Origin of the sequence: Qipengyuania sp. RANM35, assembly GCF_041021145.2 — a bacterium.
GTDB classification, from domain to species: domain Bacteria; phylum Pseudomonadota; class Alphaproteobacteria; order Sphingomonadales; family Sphingomonadaceae; genus Qipengyuania; species Qipengyuania soli.
Map to the genome: position 1 here is coordinate 42478 of NZ_CM196433.1, position 14655 is coordinate 57132.

22 protein-coding genes are annotated in these 14655 nt (G+C 60.8%); 15 read left to right on the forward strand and 7 right to left on the reverse strand.

What is annotated here, in order from left to right:
- Window positions 1–36: 36 nt before the first annotated feature.
- On the forward strand, window positions 37–618 hold the full coding sequence (locus RAM60_RS00240) for a hypothetical protein (RefSeq protein WP_369026079.1): 582 nt from the start codon (window positions 37–39) through the stop codon (window positions 616–618).
- Here RAM60_RS00240 and RAM60_RS00245 read toward each other — a convergent pair.
- A complete protein-coding gene (locus RAM60_RS00245) occupies window positions 615–1352 on the reverse strand; it encodes a SpoIIAA family protein (protein WP_369026078.1) in 738 nt (245 codons plus the stop codon). The two genes, RAM60_RS00240 and RAM60_RS00245, sit on opposite strands and share 4 nt — an antisense overlap.
- A gap of 178 nt (window positions 1353–1530) precedes the next feature.
- Here RAM60_RS00245 and RAM60_RS00250 point away from each other — a divergent pair, with 178 nt between their 5' ends.
- The 5 genes from RAM60_RS00250 (at window position 1531) to RAM60_RS00270 (ending at window position 4062) form a co-directional block, all read left to right on the forward strand.
- A complete protein-coding gene (locus RAM60_RS00250; RefSeq protein WP_369026077.1) occupies window positions 1531–2157 on the forward strand; it encodes a dioxygenase family protein in 627 nt (208 codons plus the stop codon).
- A gap of 141 nt (window positions 2158–2298) precedes the next feature.
- The gene (locus RAM60_RS00255) at window positions 2299–2643 is read left to right on the forward strand and encodes an HPF/RaiA family ribosome-associated protein (RefSeq protein WP_369026076.1); all 345 of its coding nucleotides are present in this window, start codon (window positions 2299–2301) and stop codon (window positions 2641–2643) included.
- Window positions 2644–2667: 24 nt separating this feature from the next.
- On the forward strand, window positions 2668–3135 hold the full coding sequence (locus RAM60_RS00260) for a RidA family protein (RefSeq protein WP_369026075.1): 468 nt from the start codon (window positions 2668–2670) through the stop codon (window positions 3133–3135).
- 79 nt (window positions 3136–3214) lie between these two features.
- Entirely contained in the window at window positions 3215–3595 is a 381-nt protein-coding gene (locus RAM60_RS00265; protein ID WP_369026074.1) for an EthD domain-containing protein, read from the forward strand.
- 17 nt (window positions 3596–3612) lie between these two features.
- A complete protein-coding gene (locus tag RAM60_RS00270) occupies window positions 3613–4062 on the forward strand; it encodes a PaaI family thioesterase (RefSeq protein ID WP_369026073.1) in 450 nt (149 codons plus the stop codon).
- A gap of 3 nt (window positions 4063–4065) precedes the next feature.
- Here RAM60_RS00270 and RAM60_RS00275 read toward each other — a convergent pair whose 3' ends face one another.
- The 5 genes from RAM60_RS00275 to RAM60_RS00295 all read right to left on the reverse strand — a co-directional run bounded on the left by RAM60_RS00275 (window position 4066) and on the right by RAM60_RS00295 (window position 6976).
- Window positions 4066–4635, reverse strand: coding sequence for a lipocalin family protein (locus RAM60_RS00275; protein WP_369026072.1), 570 nt, complete (start codon window positions 4633–4635; stop codon window positions 4066–4068).
- A gap of 41 nt (window positions 4636–4676) precedes the next feature.
- Entirely contained in the window at window positions 4677–5252 is a 576-nt protein-coding gene (locus RAM60_RS00280) for a hypothetical protein (protein WP_369026071.1), read from the reverse strand.
- A gap of 114 nt (window positions 5253–5366) precedes the next feature.
- Entirely contained in the window at window positions 5367–5675 is a 309-nt protein-coding gene (locus RAM60_RS00285) for an alkylphosphonate utilization protein (RefSeq protein ID WP_369026070.1), read from the reverse strand.
- A 59-nt stretch (window positions 5676–5734) separates the two neighbouring features.
- The gene (locus tag RAM60_RS00290) at window positions 5735–6478 is read right to left on the reverse strand and encodes a hypothetical protein (RefSeq protein WP_369026069.1); all 744 of its coding nucleotides are present in this window, start codon (window positions 6476–6478) and stop codon (window positions 5735–5737) included.
- A 102-nt stretch (window positions 6479–6580) separates the two neighbouring features.
- Window positions 6581–6976, reverse strand: coding sequence for a hypothetical protein (locus RAM60_RS00295; RefSeq protein WP_510639969.1), 396 nt, complete (start codon window positions 6974–6976; stop codon window positions 6581–6583).
- 354 nt (window positions 6977–7330) lie between these two features.
- Between RAM60_RS00295 and RAM60_RS00300 the strand changes: the two genes are divergently transcribed.
- The 9 genes from RAM60_RS00300 to RAM60_RS00340 all read left to right on the forward strand — a co-directional run bounded on the left by RAM60_RS00300 (window position 7331) and on the right by RAM60_RS00340 (window position 13073).
- Window positions 7331–8167 carry a hypothetical protein gene (locus RAM60_RS00300; RefSeq protein WP_369026067.1) on the forward strand — a complete coding sequence of 279 codons (837 nt, stop codon included), beginning with the start codon at window positions 7331–7333 and terminating at the stop codon, window positions 8165–8167.
- A gap of 60 nt (window positions 8168–8227) precedes the next feature.
- Window positions 8228–8632 (forward strand): GFA family protein, encoded by a 405-nt coding sequence (locus tag RAM60_RS00305; protein WP_369026066.1) that lies wholly within the window; start codon window positions 8228–8230, stop codon window positions 8630–8632.
- Window positions 8633–9013: 381 nt separating this feature from the next.
- Entirely contained in the window at window positions 9014–9286 is a 273-nt protein-coding gene (locus RAM60_RS00310) for a hypothetical protein (protein ID WP_369026065.1), read from the forward strand.
- A 77-nt stretch (window positions 9287–9363) separates the two neighbouring features.
- Window positions 9364–10281 carry an alpha/beta hydrolase gene (locus tag RAM60_RS00315; RefSeq protein WP_369026064.1) on the forward strand — a complete coding sequence of 306 codons (918 nt, stop codon included), beginning with the start codon at window positions 9364–9366 and terminating at the stop codon, window positions 10279–10281.
- Window positions 10281–10712 carry a COG3650 family protein gene (locus tag RAM60_RS00320; RefSeq protein WP_369026063.1) on the forward strand — a complete coding sequence of 144 codons (432 nt, stop codon included), beginning with the start codon at window positions 10281–10283 and terminating at the stop codon, window positions 10710–10712. Before RAM60_RS00315 ends, RAM60_RS00320 begins: the two co-directional genes overlap by 1 nt.
- On the forward strand, window positions 10709–11062 hold the full coding sequence (locus RAM60_RS00325; RefSeq protein WP_369026062.1) for a hypothetical protein: 354 nt from the start codon (window positions 10709–10711) through the stop codon (window positions 11060–11062). Before RAM60_RS00320 ends, RAM60_RS00325 begins: the two co-directional genes overlap by 4 nt.
- A 10-nt stretch (window positions 11063–11072) precedes the next feature.
- Window positions 11073–11507, forward strand: coding sequence for a DUF3429 domain-containing protein (locus tag RAM60_RS00330; RefSeq protein WP_369026061.1), 435 nt, complete (start codon window positions 11073–11075; stop codon window positions 11505–11507).
- Between the two features lie 88 nt (window positions 11508–11595).
- Complete coding sequence (locus RAM60_RS00335) at window positions 11596–12669, forward strand: PAS domain-containing protein (protein WP_369026060.1); 1074 nt, start codon at window positions 11596–11598, stop codon at window positions 12667–12669.
- Window positions 12670–12686: 17 nt separating this feature from the next.
- On the forward strand, window positions 12687–13073 hold the full coding sequence (locus RAM60_RS00340) for a response regulator (protein WP_369026059.1): 387 nt from the start codon (window positions 12687–12689) through the stop codon (window positions 13071–13073).
- Between the two features lie 4 nt (window positions 13074–13077).
- Here the strand turns inward: RAM60_RS00340 and RAM60_RS00345 are convergent, their stop codons facing one another.
- Window positions 13078–14484, reverse strand: coding sequence for a S41 family peptidase (locus RAM60_RS00345; RefSeq protein ID WP_369026058.1), 1407 nt, complete (start codon window positions 14482–14484; stop codon window positions 13078–13080).
- Between the last annotated feature and the right edge of the window lie 171 nt (window positions 14485–14655).

Genomic DNA, 14655 nt, shown 5'->3' on the forward strand with positions numbered 1-14655 from the left:
CACGTGCGCGCGGCGAATAGCTGCTAGGTCTGGCGGATGGCCGAATACCTCATCTTCTTCGCACTCGTATTCGGCGTGAACCTGCTGCCCGCTTTCGGGCCGCCAACATGGTCGATCATCGCGCTGTACGCCTTCAACAGCGATCTCGAGCTTGCTCCGCTGGTAGGCATTGCGGCGGTGGCGGCGGCGAGCGGGCGGTTCCTCCTCGGCCATGCCACGCGCGCGCTGGGCACGCGCTACCTGTCGGTGAAGACCAAAGCCAATCTCACCGCGGCCCGGCAAATGCTCGAGGCGCGTCGTCGCAACACGCTCATGGCCCTCGGGCTGTTCGCGATCTCGCCCGTACCCTCGGCACAATTGTTCGAGGCGGCCGGATTGGCGCGCCTGCGCCTGCTGCCCTTCACCGTCGCCTTCTTCGCGGGACGGGTCGTGTCCTATGCATTCTACGGTCTGACCGCGCAGAGCATCCGATCGACAAGCATGGGAGAGGTCCTGCGCGAAGAGATCAGCAGCCCGCTGGGTATCGCGCTTCAAGTGGCGATGCTGGCGGGGCTCGTCCTCCTCGCACGCATCGACTGGGGTGCGAAGCTGGCGCCAAGGGACAGCAACACGCCCTAGCGCTTGATCCAGTCCTTCGCATCCTCGAGCTTCTCCATCGGGAAGACTTCGAAAGTGTAGGGCACGATCGGCCGGAATATCCTGGCGGTGCGAACCAGCCACGGAACGTCTGTTACCATTGCGATGCGTGTGAAATCCCTGACATGGCGCAGGTCGAATTTCGTGTCCTCCCAAGCCGCATCGCCGGAAAATGTCGTGTAGTTATCTCCCATCACGAACAGCAGCTTGAGCTTGTCGTGATCCTTCAGCCTGTTCTCGACCAACGGGATAAGGACATCGTGATAGTCCTGTGCAGTGATGATCCCTACCGCCCGCACGGCGATTACATCGCGCGGCAGGCCTTCGATGACCTCGAAGCGGCCCGGGTCGTCCTCACTCGCGCGCAGCCAGGCCTTGGCGTCCTCCATCTTGCGCGAAGGGAAGCGCCGGATAATCGCCTTGGTCATTAGATTGGCGATTTCGGGGGCAAGCGAAAGCAGGGGCGAGTCGCCCACCACCGCTACCTTCTCCACGATCTTTTGATGTTCCTTCACGAAGTGGAAGTGCCGGGCGAGAGCTCCCACACTGTCCCAATGGGGAAGGCCTTCGACGCTGATCAGCAAGTTGGGGACCCGATCCGTCTCGTTGATCCGGGAGTCGATAGCGGCTGCGAGATCCGCGAAATCCTGCTCGCTCAGCGCGCCCTTCGGCCGCAGGATCACGAATTCTTCGTGGGACAGGTCGATGTCGATCATGGCGGAACTCCTTCTCTTGCGAATTGCAGTTTCTCCACTGACGGGGTCGGTGTCGTTGTCCTCGATCAAATCTTTCTGCCCGGGACGGATGTGCGACGGCCGGACGCAATAGACTCCCACTCCAAGGCAAGTTAGCGTTCCTCCGGGCCGCCGAGACTCCATCAGGGGGAGAGCGTCCATGTCCCATCATCACTACATCATCTCGCGCCGAACGTTTGCCGTTGGGGTGATTGGCGCGGCTGCGGCCGGGCCGCGCGCGCTGGCGCAGGCGGTCACGGCAACGTCGGAAATGGGGCCGTTCTATCCTGCCGGGTATCGCGGTGAGACCGACGCGGACCTGACGCGGGTTGCCGGTGCTGCCAAACGCGCAGAGGGTCAGGTGATCGAGGTCGTCGGGCGCGTGCTCGACAAGATGGGAAATCCCATCCGCGGGGCCCAGCTCGACATCTGGCAGGCCAATACCCACGGACGCTACGACCATCCGCAGGACCCCGCGATCATGCCACTCGACCCCGGCTTCCAGGGCTTTGCCCGGATCACTACCGGGGGCGATGGCAGCTGGAAGCTGACCACGATCAAGCCGGGTAGCTACGACAGCCCGATCGGCAACCGCCCACCGCACATCCATATGGACGCCATCGGACCCAATACGCGCGCCATGCTGCAAATGTATTTTCCTGAGGATGCCGAGGCGAACGCGCGGGACTCGCTCTACAAGACGCTTGGCGCGGATGCGCCGACATCTGTCGCCAGCGCGCTGGGCGATCATCGATACAGCTGGGACATCGTGCTGCTGGAAGGATAGAGTTTGCGTCTTCGACAGGCCGCATGCGCGTCACGACCCAGCGCAACGGGCGCACTGCAGCAGCGGGTTCGGCTGGCGCGCACGGGGCCGAAACCCCACGTCGGGGGTTGAGAAAAGGAACGGCAAGAAGGAACACCAGCCATGCAGGTCCAGTTCAATTCCGACAGCAGCGTCATGGGCACCGACAACGTCGCCAGCCGCATCGAGGCGCGAGTTCGCGACAAGCTCGGACGGTTCGAAGAGCGGCTGACCCGGCTGGAGGTGCACCTTCACAATGACCATCGCCACACGCACGGTCATGACGACAAGGCCTGCACCTTGGAGGCGCGCCCTCGAGGAGGGCGGGCGATCGGGGTAACCGAGCACGGCTCGACAGTTGACGATGCCGCGCGTCGCGCCGCGATGACGCTGGCCCAGCGGCTCGACCGTCACTTCGGGAAAAGCGACCGTCACGGCCACGACCCGCGGCCCGACAAGGTCATGTAACCGGAAACTTCTTTGGGAGGGGCGATGATGGAAAGCACTACCGCATTGAGACTGGGCGCCGCCGCGGTGGCCTTGTCTCTGAGCGTACCCGCAGTTGCGCAGGAGAGCGAACCTGTCTTCACACCTTCGACGCTACCCTATCCGTTCTCAGATGCGGTGCAGGTGGGGAATATCCTGTTCTTGTCCGGCGACATCGGCATGTCGGAGGATGGGCAGACCATCGCTAAGGGCGGGATGGAAGTCGAGGCGCGTCGGGTAATGATCAGGCTCGGCGAGCGCCTTGCGACCCATGGCCTTACGTATCGTGATGTGATCAAGTGTACTGTCATGCTGGCCGACATGGCCGACTGGCCGACATTCAACAGCATCTATGCCGAGTATTTCACCAAGCCCTTTCCGGCTCGATCGGCCATGGGCGTTAACGGGCTGGCACTCGGCGCGCGGGTCGAACTTGAATGCTGGGCGCACAAACCTGCGCGGAGCGCGGACTAGACTGTGCTTGCGAGGCGGGATCGCTATGGCATGATGCCTGGCGAAATACGGAATGCGCCATGACAAAGGACGCCGCAGCATGATCAAGCTGACCTATTGCCTCCATCGCCTGCCTTCGCTGACCCGCGAGGAATTCCAGCGCTATTGGCGCGAAACCCACGCTCCGCTCGTCGCGGCAGCAAGTGAGGCCCTGGGCATCAAACGGTATGTCCAATGCCACACAGTCGAGAGCGCGATCGGCGACGGGACGGCGGGCGGTCGCAATATGCCGCATGGCGAGGGCGAGGATTACGACGGCGTCGCCGAGCTCTGGTTCGACAGCGAAGATGCCGTGGCCGCGATGACTGCGACCCAGGAAGGGCTCCGCCACGCGCACATCCTGCTCGAGGACGAGCGCAATTTTATCGACTTCACGCGAAGCCGGGCATTCATCGGCAGCGAGAACGTGGTGATCGGATAGGTTTGGGGAGGAAGTAGATGGGAGAGATAGCCGAGAAGCCAGTTTACCGCGTGCCCTTCGTCGAACGCACCGGTATGCAGCGGCTGGAGGAAGGGCGCGGGCATTCGAAACTTCTCATGCCGCTCGCCCCCAATGCCAATCACGTCGATGTCATGTACCTTGGCGCATTCTGCGTCCTGGCCGAGGCGGTTGCCGCGGGGCCGGGCATCTCGATCCTCGATACCGAGCGCTATTTCCCGATCATCAAGGACATCGCAGTCGACTTCCACCGGATGGCGGCCAGCGACGTGATTGCCGAATACACGCTGTCCGAGGATGAAATGGCCCGGCTCCTATCCGACCTCGAGAGCAAAGGAAGCGCGACCTATGTCGCGCAGGTGCCGATGCATGATGCCGACGGGATCGAAGTGGCGACAGGCAAGGTCACCGTGAAACTTCTCAGCCACGGCTGGAAGAAAGGCGGCTGACACTCAGATTGCAGGCTGCTGGGTCAGTCGGACGAGGGCCCAGTCATAGCCCAGTTCCTTCACGCGTCGCTGCAATAGTTCGCGCAGGACAGCGTCAGGTTGCGGCTCACGCGTCAGCATCCACAGGTATCGCCCACTGGGTTCACCCACGATCGACCATTCGTAAAGGCCATTGGTCCCTGTTGGGCCGTGGTCGAGAACCCAGTAATCGCCGTAGAACGGTCCGAAGAAACTGACCTTCAGCTTCGCACCCTGGCTGTCCTCGACAACCTTTGCCTTGCCGGTCGACTGGTCGAACTTGCCGTCGAGGCTGTCGCGATAACACGAGTTGACCACTTTGATCGTCCCATCGTCACGCCGCGAGTACTCTGCGGTCACACCTTCGCAGCCTCTTTGGAATGGGGCTTCGTAGCGGCCGTATTCGTACCATTTGCCGAGATAGGCATCGAGCGCCACAGGTTTGGCCGGTTGAGGGACTGCAATGTTGCCTACCGGGCCGGGCGTGCCGACGCAGCCTGCGGCAGCTATTCCCAGCGGGAGAAGGACGGTGAGAGCAAGGATCTTTCGGTTCATGGCCTTGGCAACACGCCAGCGGAACAGGTGTTCCTAGAACACTAACGGGCCGGGCCACCGCGCCATTTGCGGCCTGGCCACCAGTCGGGATCGAACCATTGGCAGGCCATATCTGGTCGCGCATCCGCCAGGGCCATAAAGCCTTCGAAATTCGACACCGCCTTGGCGCACTCAAGCCGGCTGAGATTGCGACAGGTGATGAGGGGGGAAAGATCCTTGTCCTTCACGCTCGTGCTGACCAGCGACAGTTCGGAAAAGGCAAAGCCGTCCAACGGATCGAGGCTTTCCAGTTTCTGAGTGGTATTTATCGATCCGTCGAGGCCGAGCATCTCGAGGCGGTCCTTAAGCGGCCTGATCCAGCGTAGGTCAAAGAGATGTTTGGCGTTCTCGATTTCCAGGCGGGTAAGGCCGAATATTCGGGTGAGGGGCGTGAAATCGGTGATGTTGCGCGGTGAATCGAGCTTGAGGCGATGGAGTTTCTTCAGGCGGGTCAGGCCTTCGAGAGATTCGGCAGTGACTGGCCATTCAAGCGTCAGCCACTCGAGATTTTCGAGTTCGCAAATCTCGTCGAGGAAGTCCTGGGTTACGGCGCTTGCGGTCAGGATGCGCAATTTCATCCGGGTAGAGATTCCGCGAAAACTCTCTTTCTCGCGGTGATGCACTCCAACTTCTGAATCGGGCCCGATCTTCAGTCGCTCGCTGAACTCGTCTCGTTCCATGCTCAGGCAGGCTCAGCGCTTGCGGACAAATTCCGCACGCAGCACGAGCCCCTTGATGCCAGGATACTTGCAGTCGATCTCCTGCGGGTCGCCGGTCAGCCGGATCGATTTGATGAGCGTGCCCTGCTTGAGTGTCTGGCCGGCGCCCTTGACGTCGAGATCCTTGATGAGCGTAACCGCATCGCCATCCGTGAGAAGATTGCCGACTGCGTCACGCACTTCGACCTGTCCCTCGGCAGCCTGTTTCGCAGCCAGCTCGCTTGCAGGCAACCATTCGCCGCTTTCCTCGTCGTACACGTACTCTTCGTCGCCGCCCGACATCTCAGAACTCCTGCTTTTGCTGAGCGCGGTAACCTAGGCGATGCGCACACGCTTTTCCATCACGGGGTGGAGAGAAATGCGGTCGATACCTCGGAGTACCATGTGGATCCGTACAACCACGCTGCAACCACATAGGTGGCAAACAGTATAGGCGCTCCGACCCGGTAGACCGGATGTAGCGCGCCGCGCGAATAGAGATCCCAGGCCATGCCCATCGCGACTAGCAACATTGATCCGCCGAAGCCGAAAGCGAGGTGGGCAAAGTAACTTTGCGACTCCCAGAACAGAGCCGGATCGAAGGATGAAATGGTGCGCAAGTGCGCACCTGCGCAGATCGACGCGGTTGCCATGAGTATCAGGCGCTTGTGCGCGGGCGGATTTTTTCGCGCTGCCCAGGCAAATGGGACAAGCACTGCAAAGGTAGTGAGGTATGTCAGGGTAACGATGGAGAACGCGCCGCTTTGCCCGGCGGCGACTTCACGTTTCTGGGCCGCGAACTCGGCAGTGCCTGCGGAAACCAGCATCACCACGGCAAGCGGCAACATGGCAACTCCCAGTTTGCGATGCCAGTCGATGCGCTTTGTGGCGGCAAACCATGCCTGCATGGCCAGCAGGACAAGCCAGGCGGCGAAGCTCCAGACGTGCAGAACTAACCAAGGAGATGCGGGCTCCTGGAAGTCGTCGAAGAAGCGCTCGCTCACCGGCTCGCGAAATCCGAGCAGGACAATGAGTAGGATGTAAAGCCACAGTGCGGCCCAGAACCGGCTGTCGCCTTCGTGACGAGTAGCAAAACTTGCTTCCATGCGGACCTCCCCCAAGGCCGCGACCCGATGCTTTGAGGATGCAGCTAAATGGACGGCGAGGCAATGGTGCCAAGCCGGGGGTGCATGCTCAGGATCGTTGGGTTAGTACTGGGCGGCACCCGCAACGGCGGCGGAAACATCGACAATTCGCACAGTGCCATCATTTGTGCCCGTCGTTGAGATGCCTGAGTGATCCTGTTCTGCGGGTACGTCCTGATCCCGGACTACCGGCTCGGCAAGGGCAAGCTGCTCAATCTCCCGATCACTGAATTCGTCGTCGTAGGACGCGTCGAGCATCACCGGATCGGCGCCTTCCCACCAACTATCACTCCTGCCCCTGAGCCGTCCATGGAGCGAGAGCTCCGCAACCGGGATCGTTCCCTCTGGCGTTACCAGGTCATAATGGTCCGGTGGGCGATCCTCTGCGGCAATTGCCGCGAAGTTATCCCGGTCAATCCGGGTGCCTGCAACGGCCGATGCAGTATCTTCCATCAGCATCGGGGTCGATCCAATGGCCTTTCCACTTATCGCACCGATCGCAGCCACCGTAATTGCTGCGATGCCTAGGGTCGTCTTGAGGGGGAAAGGTCGTGACAGGGTGGACATGGTGACGGTGGGTGCAACGCGCGTAATCGCCCATGTGTTCCGGCCCGGTTGTTACCGACTGACCCCTTCACCCCTCCTTAACCCCGCCGGGAAACGCCCCTGCAATGGTTCAAGGTGCAGGTTAACGGCGCGGTGACAAATGGCCGCTAGAGCGCCCTCGGGCGCAGTTCGGGGAGTTTCGTATAGATGCACTCGTTGCAGCACACTTTTGCGGATGCAGAAGGGGAGAGCGCATGGGAAACCAAGTTGCGAGCCCATTTCCTTGCCGGCGAGCTCGACGATGCCCATGCGGTTCTCGAAGCGGCACTGGCAGAGCTCGATAGTGATTTCGGGCGCATGTGTCTCCGGACAGCGCCCGAGAACGTAACGATCAGCGGTTGGGAAGAGCTTGTCGAAGCGATCCGTGATCATGAGGGTGATCCGATTACAGGGGTAACTCTTGCCATTGCCAATGAGGCGGACCGTGCGTTCGAAAAGGGGCAAGTGCATCACCCTTACATGATGCTCGGCCTTTACACCGATGAAGGGTTCGAATTCAGCGGCGCGGCGGCAGCCGACCTCCTCGCGCAGACCGAAACGGAAGAGGGTCCCGCGTGGGCGGGTTACGACGAGGACATCGAGGTTTATCTCGACCTTGAAGGTCTCGATGCGATCAACACCGCCCTTCTGCATCACAAGGAGCGCCACTTCTTCCGCGATGGCCGGCCTGAGAATGCTCCGCTGCGATATGTGGAATATGTGCTTGGCTGCTGGTGGCGCGCGTTACTGTTCCATCAGTCGGTCGCCAGCGAATGTGCAATTCACGGGCTGCCAGGCGGAATTCCGGTCGTGGCCGGAACGGTCGAGATGCGCCCCGAAATCGTCACCGTTCACGGGATCGGCGCAAGGACGGTGGAGAAAGCCCGCGTGGTTGAAATAAGGCCAGCAGCACCGATCATTGCGGCAGATTTCATCCAGGTCCGAACGGTCGAGGAGGTCGTGGAACTGACCGGTGCCGACCTTCGCCGCAAGGTCATCGAAACCGGCCAGGAGGACGAGCCCGAAGCGAAGCGCGGTATGATCGCCCGTATCTTCGGCCGGTGACACCGGGGTCTGGACTCCCTTCGCTCACCGGCTAGGTTGTCGGGCAAAGGGAGAGAGGCGATGAGCAAGACCGAAGGCGGCTGCCTGTGCGGCGAGGTGCGCTACAGTTTCCAGGGCGATCCTGCGGCGGCGATGGTGTGCCATTGCACACATTGCCAGAAACAATCGGGCAGCGCCTTTTCGACCATTCTCGGCGTTCCGGAAGGTGCAATCCAAGTTTCGGGCGAGACGAAGACCTACCATGATGCCGGGGAGAGCGGGAAGTCCGTGGAGCGCATCTTTTGTCCCAATTGCGGTTCTCCGTTGATTTCGAAGGTCGAGGTCGCGCCCGGAATGGCCTTTGTGAAAGCCGGCACGCTTGACGACGCCTCACGTTTTGAGCCGACGGCGCACATTTGGACGCGCAGCAAGCAATGCTGGGTGGACACCGGCGAGACGCCCGCCTTCGACACTAATCCCGGCTGACACTTTTAACAAATTTTGCATTCAGGCGAACTTTCGGAATTTCCGATTCGTCCCATCGCGCCGCCCAACCTTTCCGCCGCAATCATCATGCGGAAGACAGGGCGATAATGCTATCGGTACAACCGGATCGTAAGAAGTCGAGGGACGCTAAAAATGAGGGTTTCGGCAAGAATACTTGCCGCGGGCATCGCGCTCGCGGCGACGGCTGGGTGTGGTAGTGCACCTAGTGGCAACTATCGCCCGCAAAGTGTGGCCAATGTCAGGCCTGTTGCGCCGCAGCAGCATGTTGCTGTGGCTCCGGCAAAGGCCACGCCGCGCGCGGAGATATGGCGCCTGCGTTCGGGCCTCAACGTCGCGGCGTTATCGTGTCGGGGGCGCGGAGTGGAAAACGTCAACGGGCATTATGCACAACTGCTGAAGCGGCATTCGGTACTGCTCGACCAGACATATCGCCAAGAGGTCGCCAGGTACGGCGTAGCTGGGTTGGATCGCCAGCAGACCAAAGTTTACAACCGTTTTGCAATGCAGCGGTCTCCTCAGAAATTCTGTGGGGTTGCAGCTGATGTGGCACGTCAGGCGAACGCCATGAGTTCTGCCGAACTTTCGCCTGCTTCACCGGGACTCGTTGCGCGGCTCGAAGGCGGACTGCGCTAAGCAAAGTCTGCCTTTTCACCGCTTGCGCCGTAGCCGGCGGGCGCTAGGCTGGCTTCCTCAAGGGAGGGATCCAGCCTATGGTAAGCTTGCCTGCGCGGCTCGTGAATTTCGGCCTGCCGCTGCTTGGCATCAGGCGCTTCTTCAGCCAGCCCGAAAAGCTTGATGAACGGATCGCCGAATTGCGTCGCAAGCCTTCTCCACGACCAGGGAAGGGCGTCCTCGCAAAATTCGATGTCTCCGAGGACAATAGTCGTGGCTATCCGGTCATAACGATGGTGCCCAAGGGCGCTGCGGAAAGTGATGCGCCGCACCTCCTTTACCTCCACGGCGGTGGCTATGTGATGGACGTCGCGGCGCTGCACTGGTCGGCGCTTGCGCGGCTATGCTCGATACTGGGGGCATCGGCGACAGTTCCTGTCTATCCGCTCGCCCCCGAACACAAGGCACCCCATATCCTCGGCGAAATGCGCAAGCTTTATGGCGAGCTTGTCGAAAGCCACGGCGCCCAGCGTATTACGATCATGGGCGACAGTGCCGGTGGTGGCATGTCTTTGGCGCTTGCCCAGATCATCAGGGATGATGACGGACCATTGCCAGGCTCGTTGGTGCTGTTTTCGCCGTGGCTTGACGCGACGGCATCGGAGCCCGAGCAAAAGGAGATCGAGAAGCGCGACCGCATGATCGCCGTCTCTGGCCTTGAGGCTTGCGGCCAACTCTATCGCGGTGAGCTGGAACTGACCGACCCCCGCGTCAGCCCGTTGTTCGGTGCCGTCCAAGGCCTGCCGCCAATGGCGATCTTTTCCGGGACCAGCGACATCCTTGTGGTTGACGGCAGAAGGCTGGACGCGCGTCTCCGTGAAACTGGATTATCGACGCACGAGTATCACGAATACCACGGCATGTTTCACGTCTGGATGCTGCTACCCATTCCCGAGGGCAGGCGTGCAATCGAACAAACTGCAGACTTCATCTGCCGACACTTGAGGACCCAATAATGCGCCTGCCCAATTTTGCGATCCTGTTGGCAAGTGCTTCCCTTGCCTCGTGCCAATCCGCAGGAAGCGAGGGTAATGGCGGGCCGACCCCGGCATTCGATGGAATATCGGTCACCGAGACTGTGAAGTTCACTGGAACCGAGCCTTTCTGGGGCGGCTCAATTGCCACCAACGTGGCAAACTATTCAACGCCGGACGACCCCGGCGGTACCAGCTTTCCCGTCGAACGATTTGCAGGCCTCAATGGCGTCAGCTTCAGCGGCAAGCTAGGCGATGCGACCTTCGATCTCATGGTGACCCCGGGCAAATGTTCCGACGGGATGAGTGACCGGACCTATCCCTTCGTTGCCACACTCATGATCGGCTCCGAAAAGCGGGAAGGCTGTGCCTGGACCGACAAACAACCATTCACTGGAGGCGAAGCCGCGTGAAGGACTCGGTATCGAGAGGCTGGCGTACCTTCTTCTGGTTTGCAGCAGCCTACAATCTGGTGATTGGATCTGGTGGATTCCTTGCTGCGCATTGGGCTTCTCCCGAAGCGATCAACGGCGTGCTGATTTTCTGCTTCGGGATCGTCTACGCGCTGGTTGCGGGCAATCCGACGCGGTTCGCCCCCGCATTGCTCGCGGGCATTCTGGGCAAGGCAATGGTCGTCGCCATGCTTGGGCCACCGAACTGGTTCGGCAATGGAGATGCCGCAGTCGGAGCAATCGTAGCGGGCGACCTGTTGTTCACCCTGGGGTTTGTCCTCTTCCTCTCGAGGCGCCGAGAAAATGCGTGAAGTCCCAGCCATGCCACGTCTCCTGGGTTTGGCAGGACTGCTTCCGCAGTTCGCCTGCGCTGCCATCCTTTATGCCGGGCCACCCGATTGGCGTTATGCTGCGCTTTCGTTGGCCTTCGCCTACGCCGCGCTGATCTTTGCCTTCCTTGGCGGGATGTGGTGGGGCTTTGCTGCTGCAGCGCCTGCAGCGGAGCGTCGTCAGGCGCTCGGCTGGCTGTGGGTTGCGGCAGTCCTCCCCAGCCTCGTCGCGCTGGCGGCCTTCCTTCCATGGGCATTTGGCTGGGCCTGGCCCGAACCATCCCTCGCAATGCTAGGTGGGGCAATTCTGCTGAGCCCCGCGATCGATGCAAGGCTCGGCCCGCTTGCCCCGCGCTGGTGGATGTCGCTTCGCGTAACGCTGTCGTTGGGGTTGGGTATCGCAACTCTGCTCGTCGCATTGGCCTGAGAATCGCCATTTCTGCGGGAACCGAGCCTCGCTCGCGTCATTGATGCCTGAATCCCGAATCCGCTGAGCGGTCTGCATCGAGTTGCTTGTGAGTGACGATCCCAAGAATCTGGAAGGACATGGTCCGCAAGCGCATATGCGTTTCGACACCAGTCCGGGCCGCTTCCGCGAGGCGCATCCCGAAGATTCATTTTCGGGTTCGTCGGGCGTCCTGTTCGAGCAGGCCATGGCCCAGACGCGCATGGCCATCTGTCTTACGGACCCATATCAGGACGATAATCCAATAATATTTGCCAATCGGGCGTTTCGCGCCCTGACAGGGTATGAAGAGGAAGAGATTATCGGGCGCAATTGCCGCTTCCTTCAGGGGCCCGACACAGCTCGGGAACCCGTCCGGCAGTTACGCAGCGCGATCGACACCGAGGAGGTGACGGTCGTCGAAATGCTCAATTATCGCAAGGACGGGTCGAGCTTCTGGAATGCGCTCCATTTGGGGCCGATCTACGACAATGATGGCAAGCTGGTCTACTACTTCGGTAGCCAGTGGGACGTGAGCGACGTCCGCGCCGCGCGTTCCGAAGAGCGCCATGCGCGAATGCTTGCCCGCGAACTTTCGCACCGCATGAAGAACATGTTCTCGGTCATTTCAGGTATCGTGAATGTGACGGGGAGAGTGCGCGGGATCGAGGCCGAAGCGGCCGAAATCAACGCACGGATCCAGGCCTTGGGCCGGGCATACGAGACGACCCTCGACGATGCTTCTTCCGGCACGATCGAACTCGGACAAGCTGTGCGGTCCATCCTCTCGCCCTATGATGCGGACGGCCATCGCATGGACCTGGTCGGAAACGGGGGAAGGGTAAGCTTCGCAGCGATATCGCTTGTGGGTCTCATCCTTCACGAACTGGCGGCAAATGCGACGAAATACGGTGCTTGGTCGGCGGACAACGGACGCGTAACGGTCAGCTGGCTGCCGGAGGACGAGAACGGACAGGTGCAACTGAGCTGGCTGGAAACGGGCGGGCCGCCGGTCGATGTTTCGATGATCGGGCCCGGAACCGGCTCCGCAATCACGGACCGCATGCTCAGGACAGGCGGCGGCGCAATCGAACGTAATTGGAACCGGAACGGCCTCCACGCCGTTGTAACGCTGCCAGCATAGCGGGGGCACATTTGCTGATGGACCGACCTACAAGCATTCTACTCGTCGATGATGAACCCCTGATCCTAATGGATCTCGAGTTCGCAGCGGAGGACGAGGGCTTGCATCCCTATTGCGCAGCGACCATCGCTACCGCACTTGAGCATATCGAGAGCGGGATCGATTGTGCCGTCCTCGACGTGAGCCTCCAGGACGGCGAGAATTGCCTGCCGATCGCGCTCGAGCTCGACAAGCGCGGCATCCCTTATGTCATCCATTCGGGCGACCTCGACAGGCAGAACGAGACTATTCGCTCGCTCAACGCCTATCGCATCGCCAAGCCCGCCTGCTCGCGCAAGGTCGTGGGTGCGGCAATCGAAGCCTACAGCCAGACACGCGGCGGCATGTTGGCTGCCGCCGAATAGGACGTCAGTAGAGACCGGGTACCTGGTACTGCGCTGCACTCGCCTTGGGTGGCGTCCCCATCAGGCGCCTCTTGGCCCCTTCCTGCGCAGCCGTGCCCTTCGTCGCCTGCGAAATGGCGGTACAGCTACGACCGGCGAGATAATCCAGCGCGACACTGATCGATGCTTCGGCCGGGTCACCCAGCGGCTTCAGGAGATCGTCTCCCGCAGCACAGGTTACCGGCATCACGCTGGCGAGGCCGGAATAATAGTCGCCCCCGTTCGCGGCATTGACCGTGCGGAAAGTGACTGCGCGTAGGCGATCGTCACAGGCCGATCGGTCGAAGCCATTCTGCCCTACGGGCTTTCCGTAGGTATCGCTACCTACCAAAGCGATGTTGCCTTTGAGGTAAGGGATGAAAGCATTTGCGACGAGTTCGCTTGCCGAGGCGGTCCCTTCCGTACCGATGACGGCGATCTTTGTTGCTCCGATTGCCTGGGCTTCGGCAGCGAAATTGTAGGTCCTGTTCTGGCTTGCCTTTGAATCGCGATAGAGGGTCTTGCTGAACAACTGCCCCACACGATTGGCGCCAAGCAGGTCACCCAACGTTTCGGCTACAGTGACCAGTCCGCCCCCATTGTAGCGGAAATCAAGGATCACCTGGGTGACGCCCTGCGCCTTGAACTGGCCGATGGCGGTCCGCAGTTGAGCCTTGGCGTCATCGACGATGAAGGTGCGAAGATTGATATAGCCGACCTTGGTGCCGCCGTTGTCGATGATCTTCGCGCCGTAGCGGTCGGAAACGGGGTCGAGCGAATAGTTCGCCTTGGTAACGCTAATCGTCGTTTCAGCGCCGCTTGGCTGACGGATGGCAAGAGAACGGGTGACCCCAGGGTCGCTTGGGCCGAGCGCATTGCTCACTGCTGCCGCACCGCCGCTTGCCATAAGCGCGGAAACGGTCTGGCCGTTGATGGCGATAATCTCGGTTCCGCGGTCGATCCCGGCGGTCAGGGCTGGAGCTCCCTCGAAAGCTTCTGCCACAAACACGCGTCCCGCGGCGACATCATAGCTCAGTCGAACGCCGAAACCGGCATTCGAACCGCTGTTGATCAGCGCGTCTTCTTCCTTGATCGAGGTGATGTAGGTGAACGTCCGGTCCGCGCCGAAGAGCTGGTCGCTCGGCGCAGTCAGCGCGTCGATATAGCTCTGCAATGTGCTGTGGTTCGCCTTGTTGACGCTGGTGTCCAGCAGGTTCGGGAACAGGTACCACTCGTTGAGCTGGGCAAGAACCCAGTCCTGCCGTGCACCAAGCGAACAATCGGCCGCGCCTACGCCACCGCCCGTGCCACCCCCACCAATCGTGTTGCCGCCCCCGCCACCACAAGCAGCAAGCGAAAAGGCCAGCGTGGCGCTGAGAATGGTGCGACCCATAGACATAAAGAACCCCTCCAGACGCGATCTGTCACGCGAACAGTCGATTAAGGGAATGCGCCATTAACCAGCGCTGAGCAAATTTTTTGCCTTCGTGAGCTGTCGGGAAGGGCAAATTCGGACGAAATGCTCTGAAAACGGTGCAAATACGCCTTGGGTGCATGGTTTTCC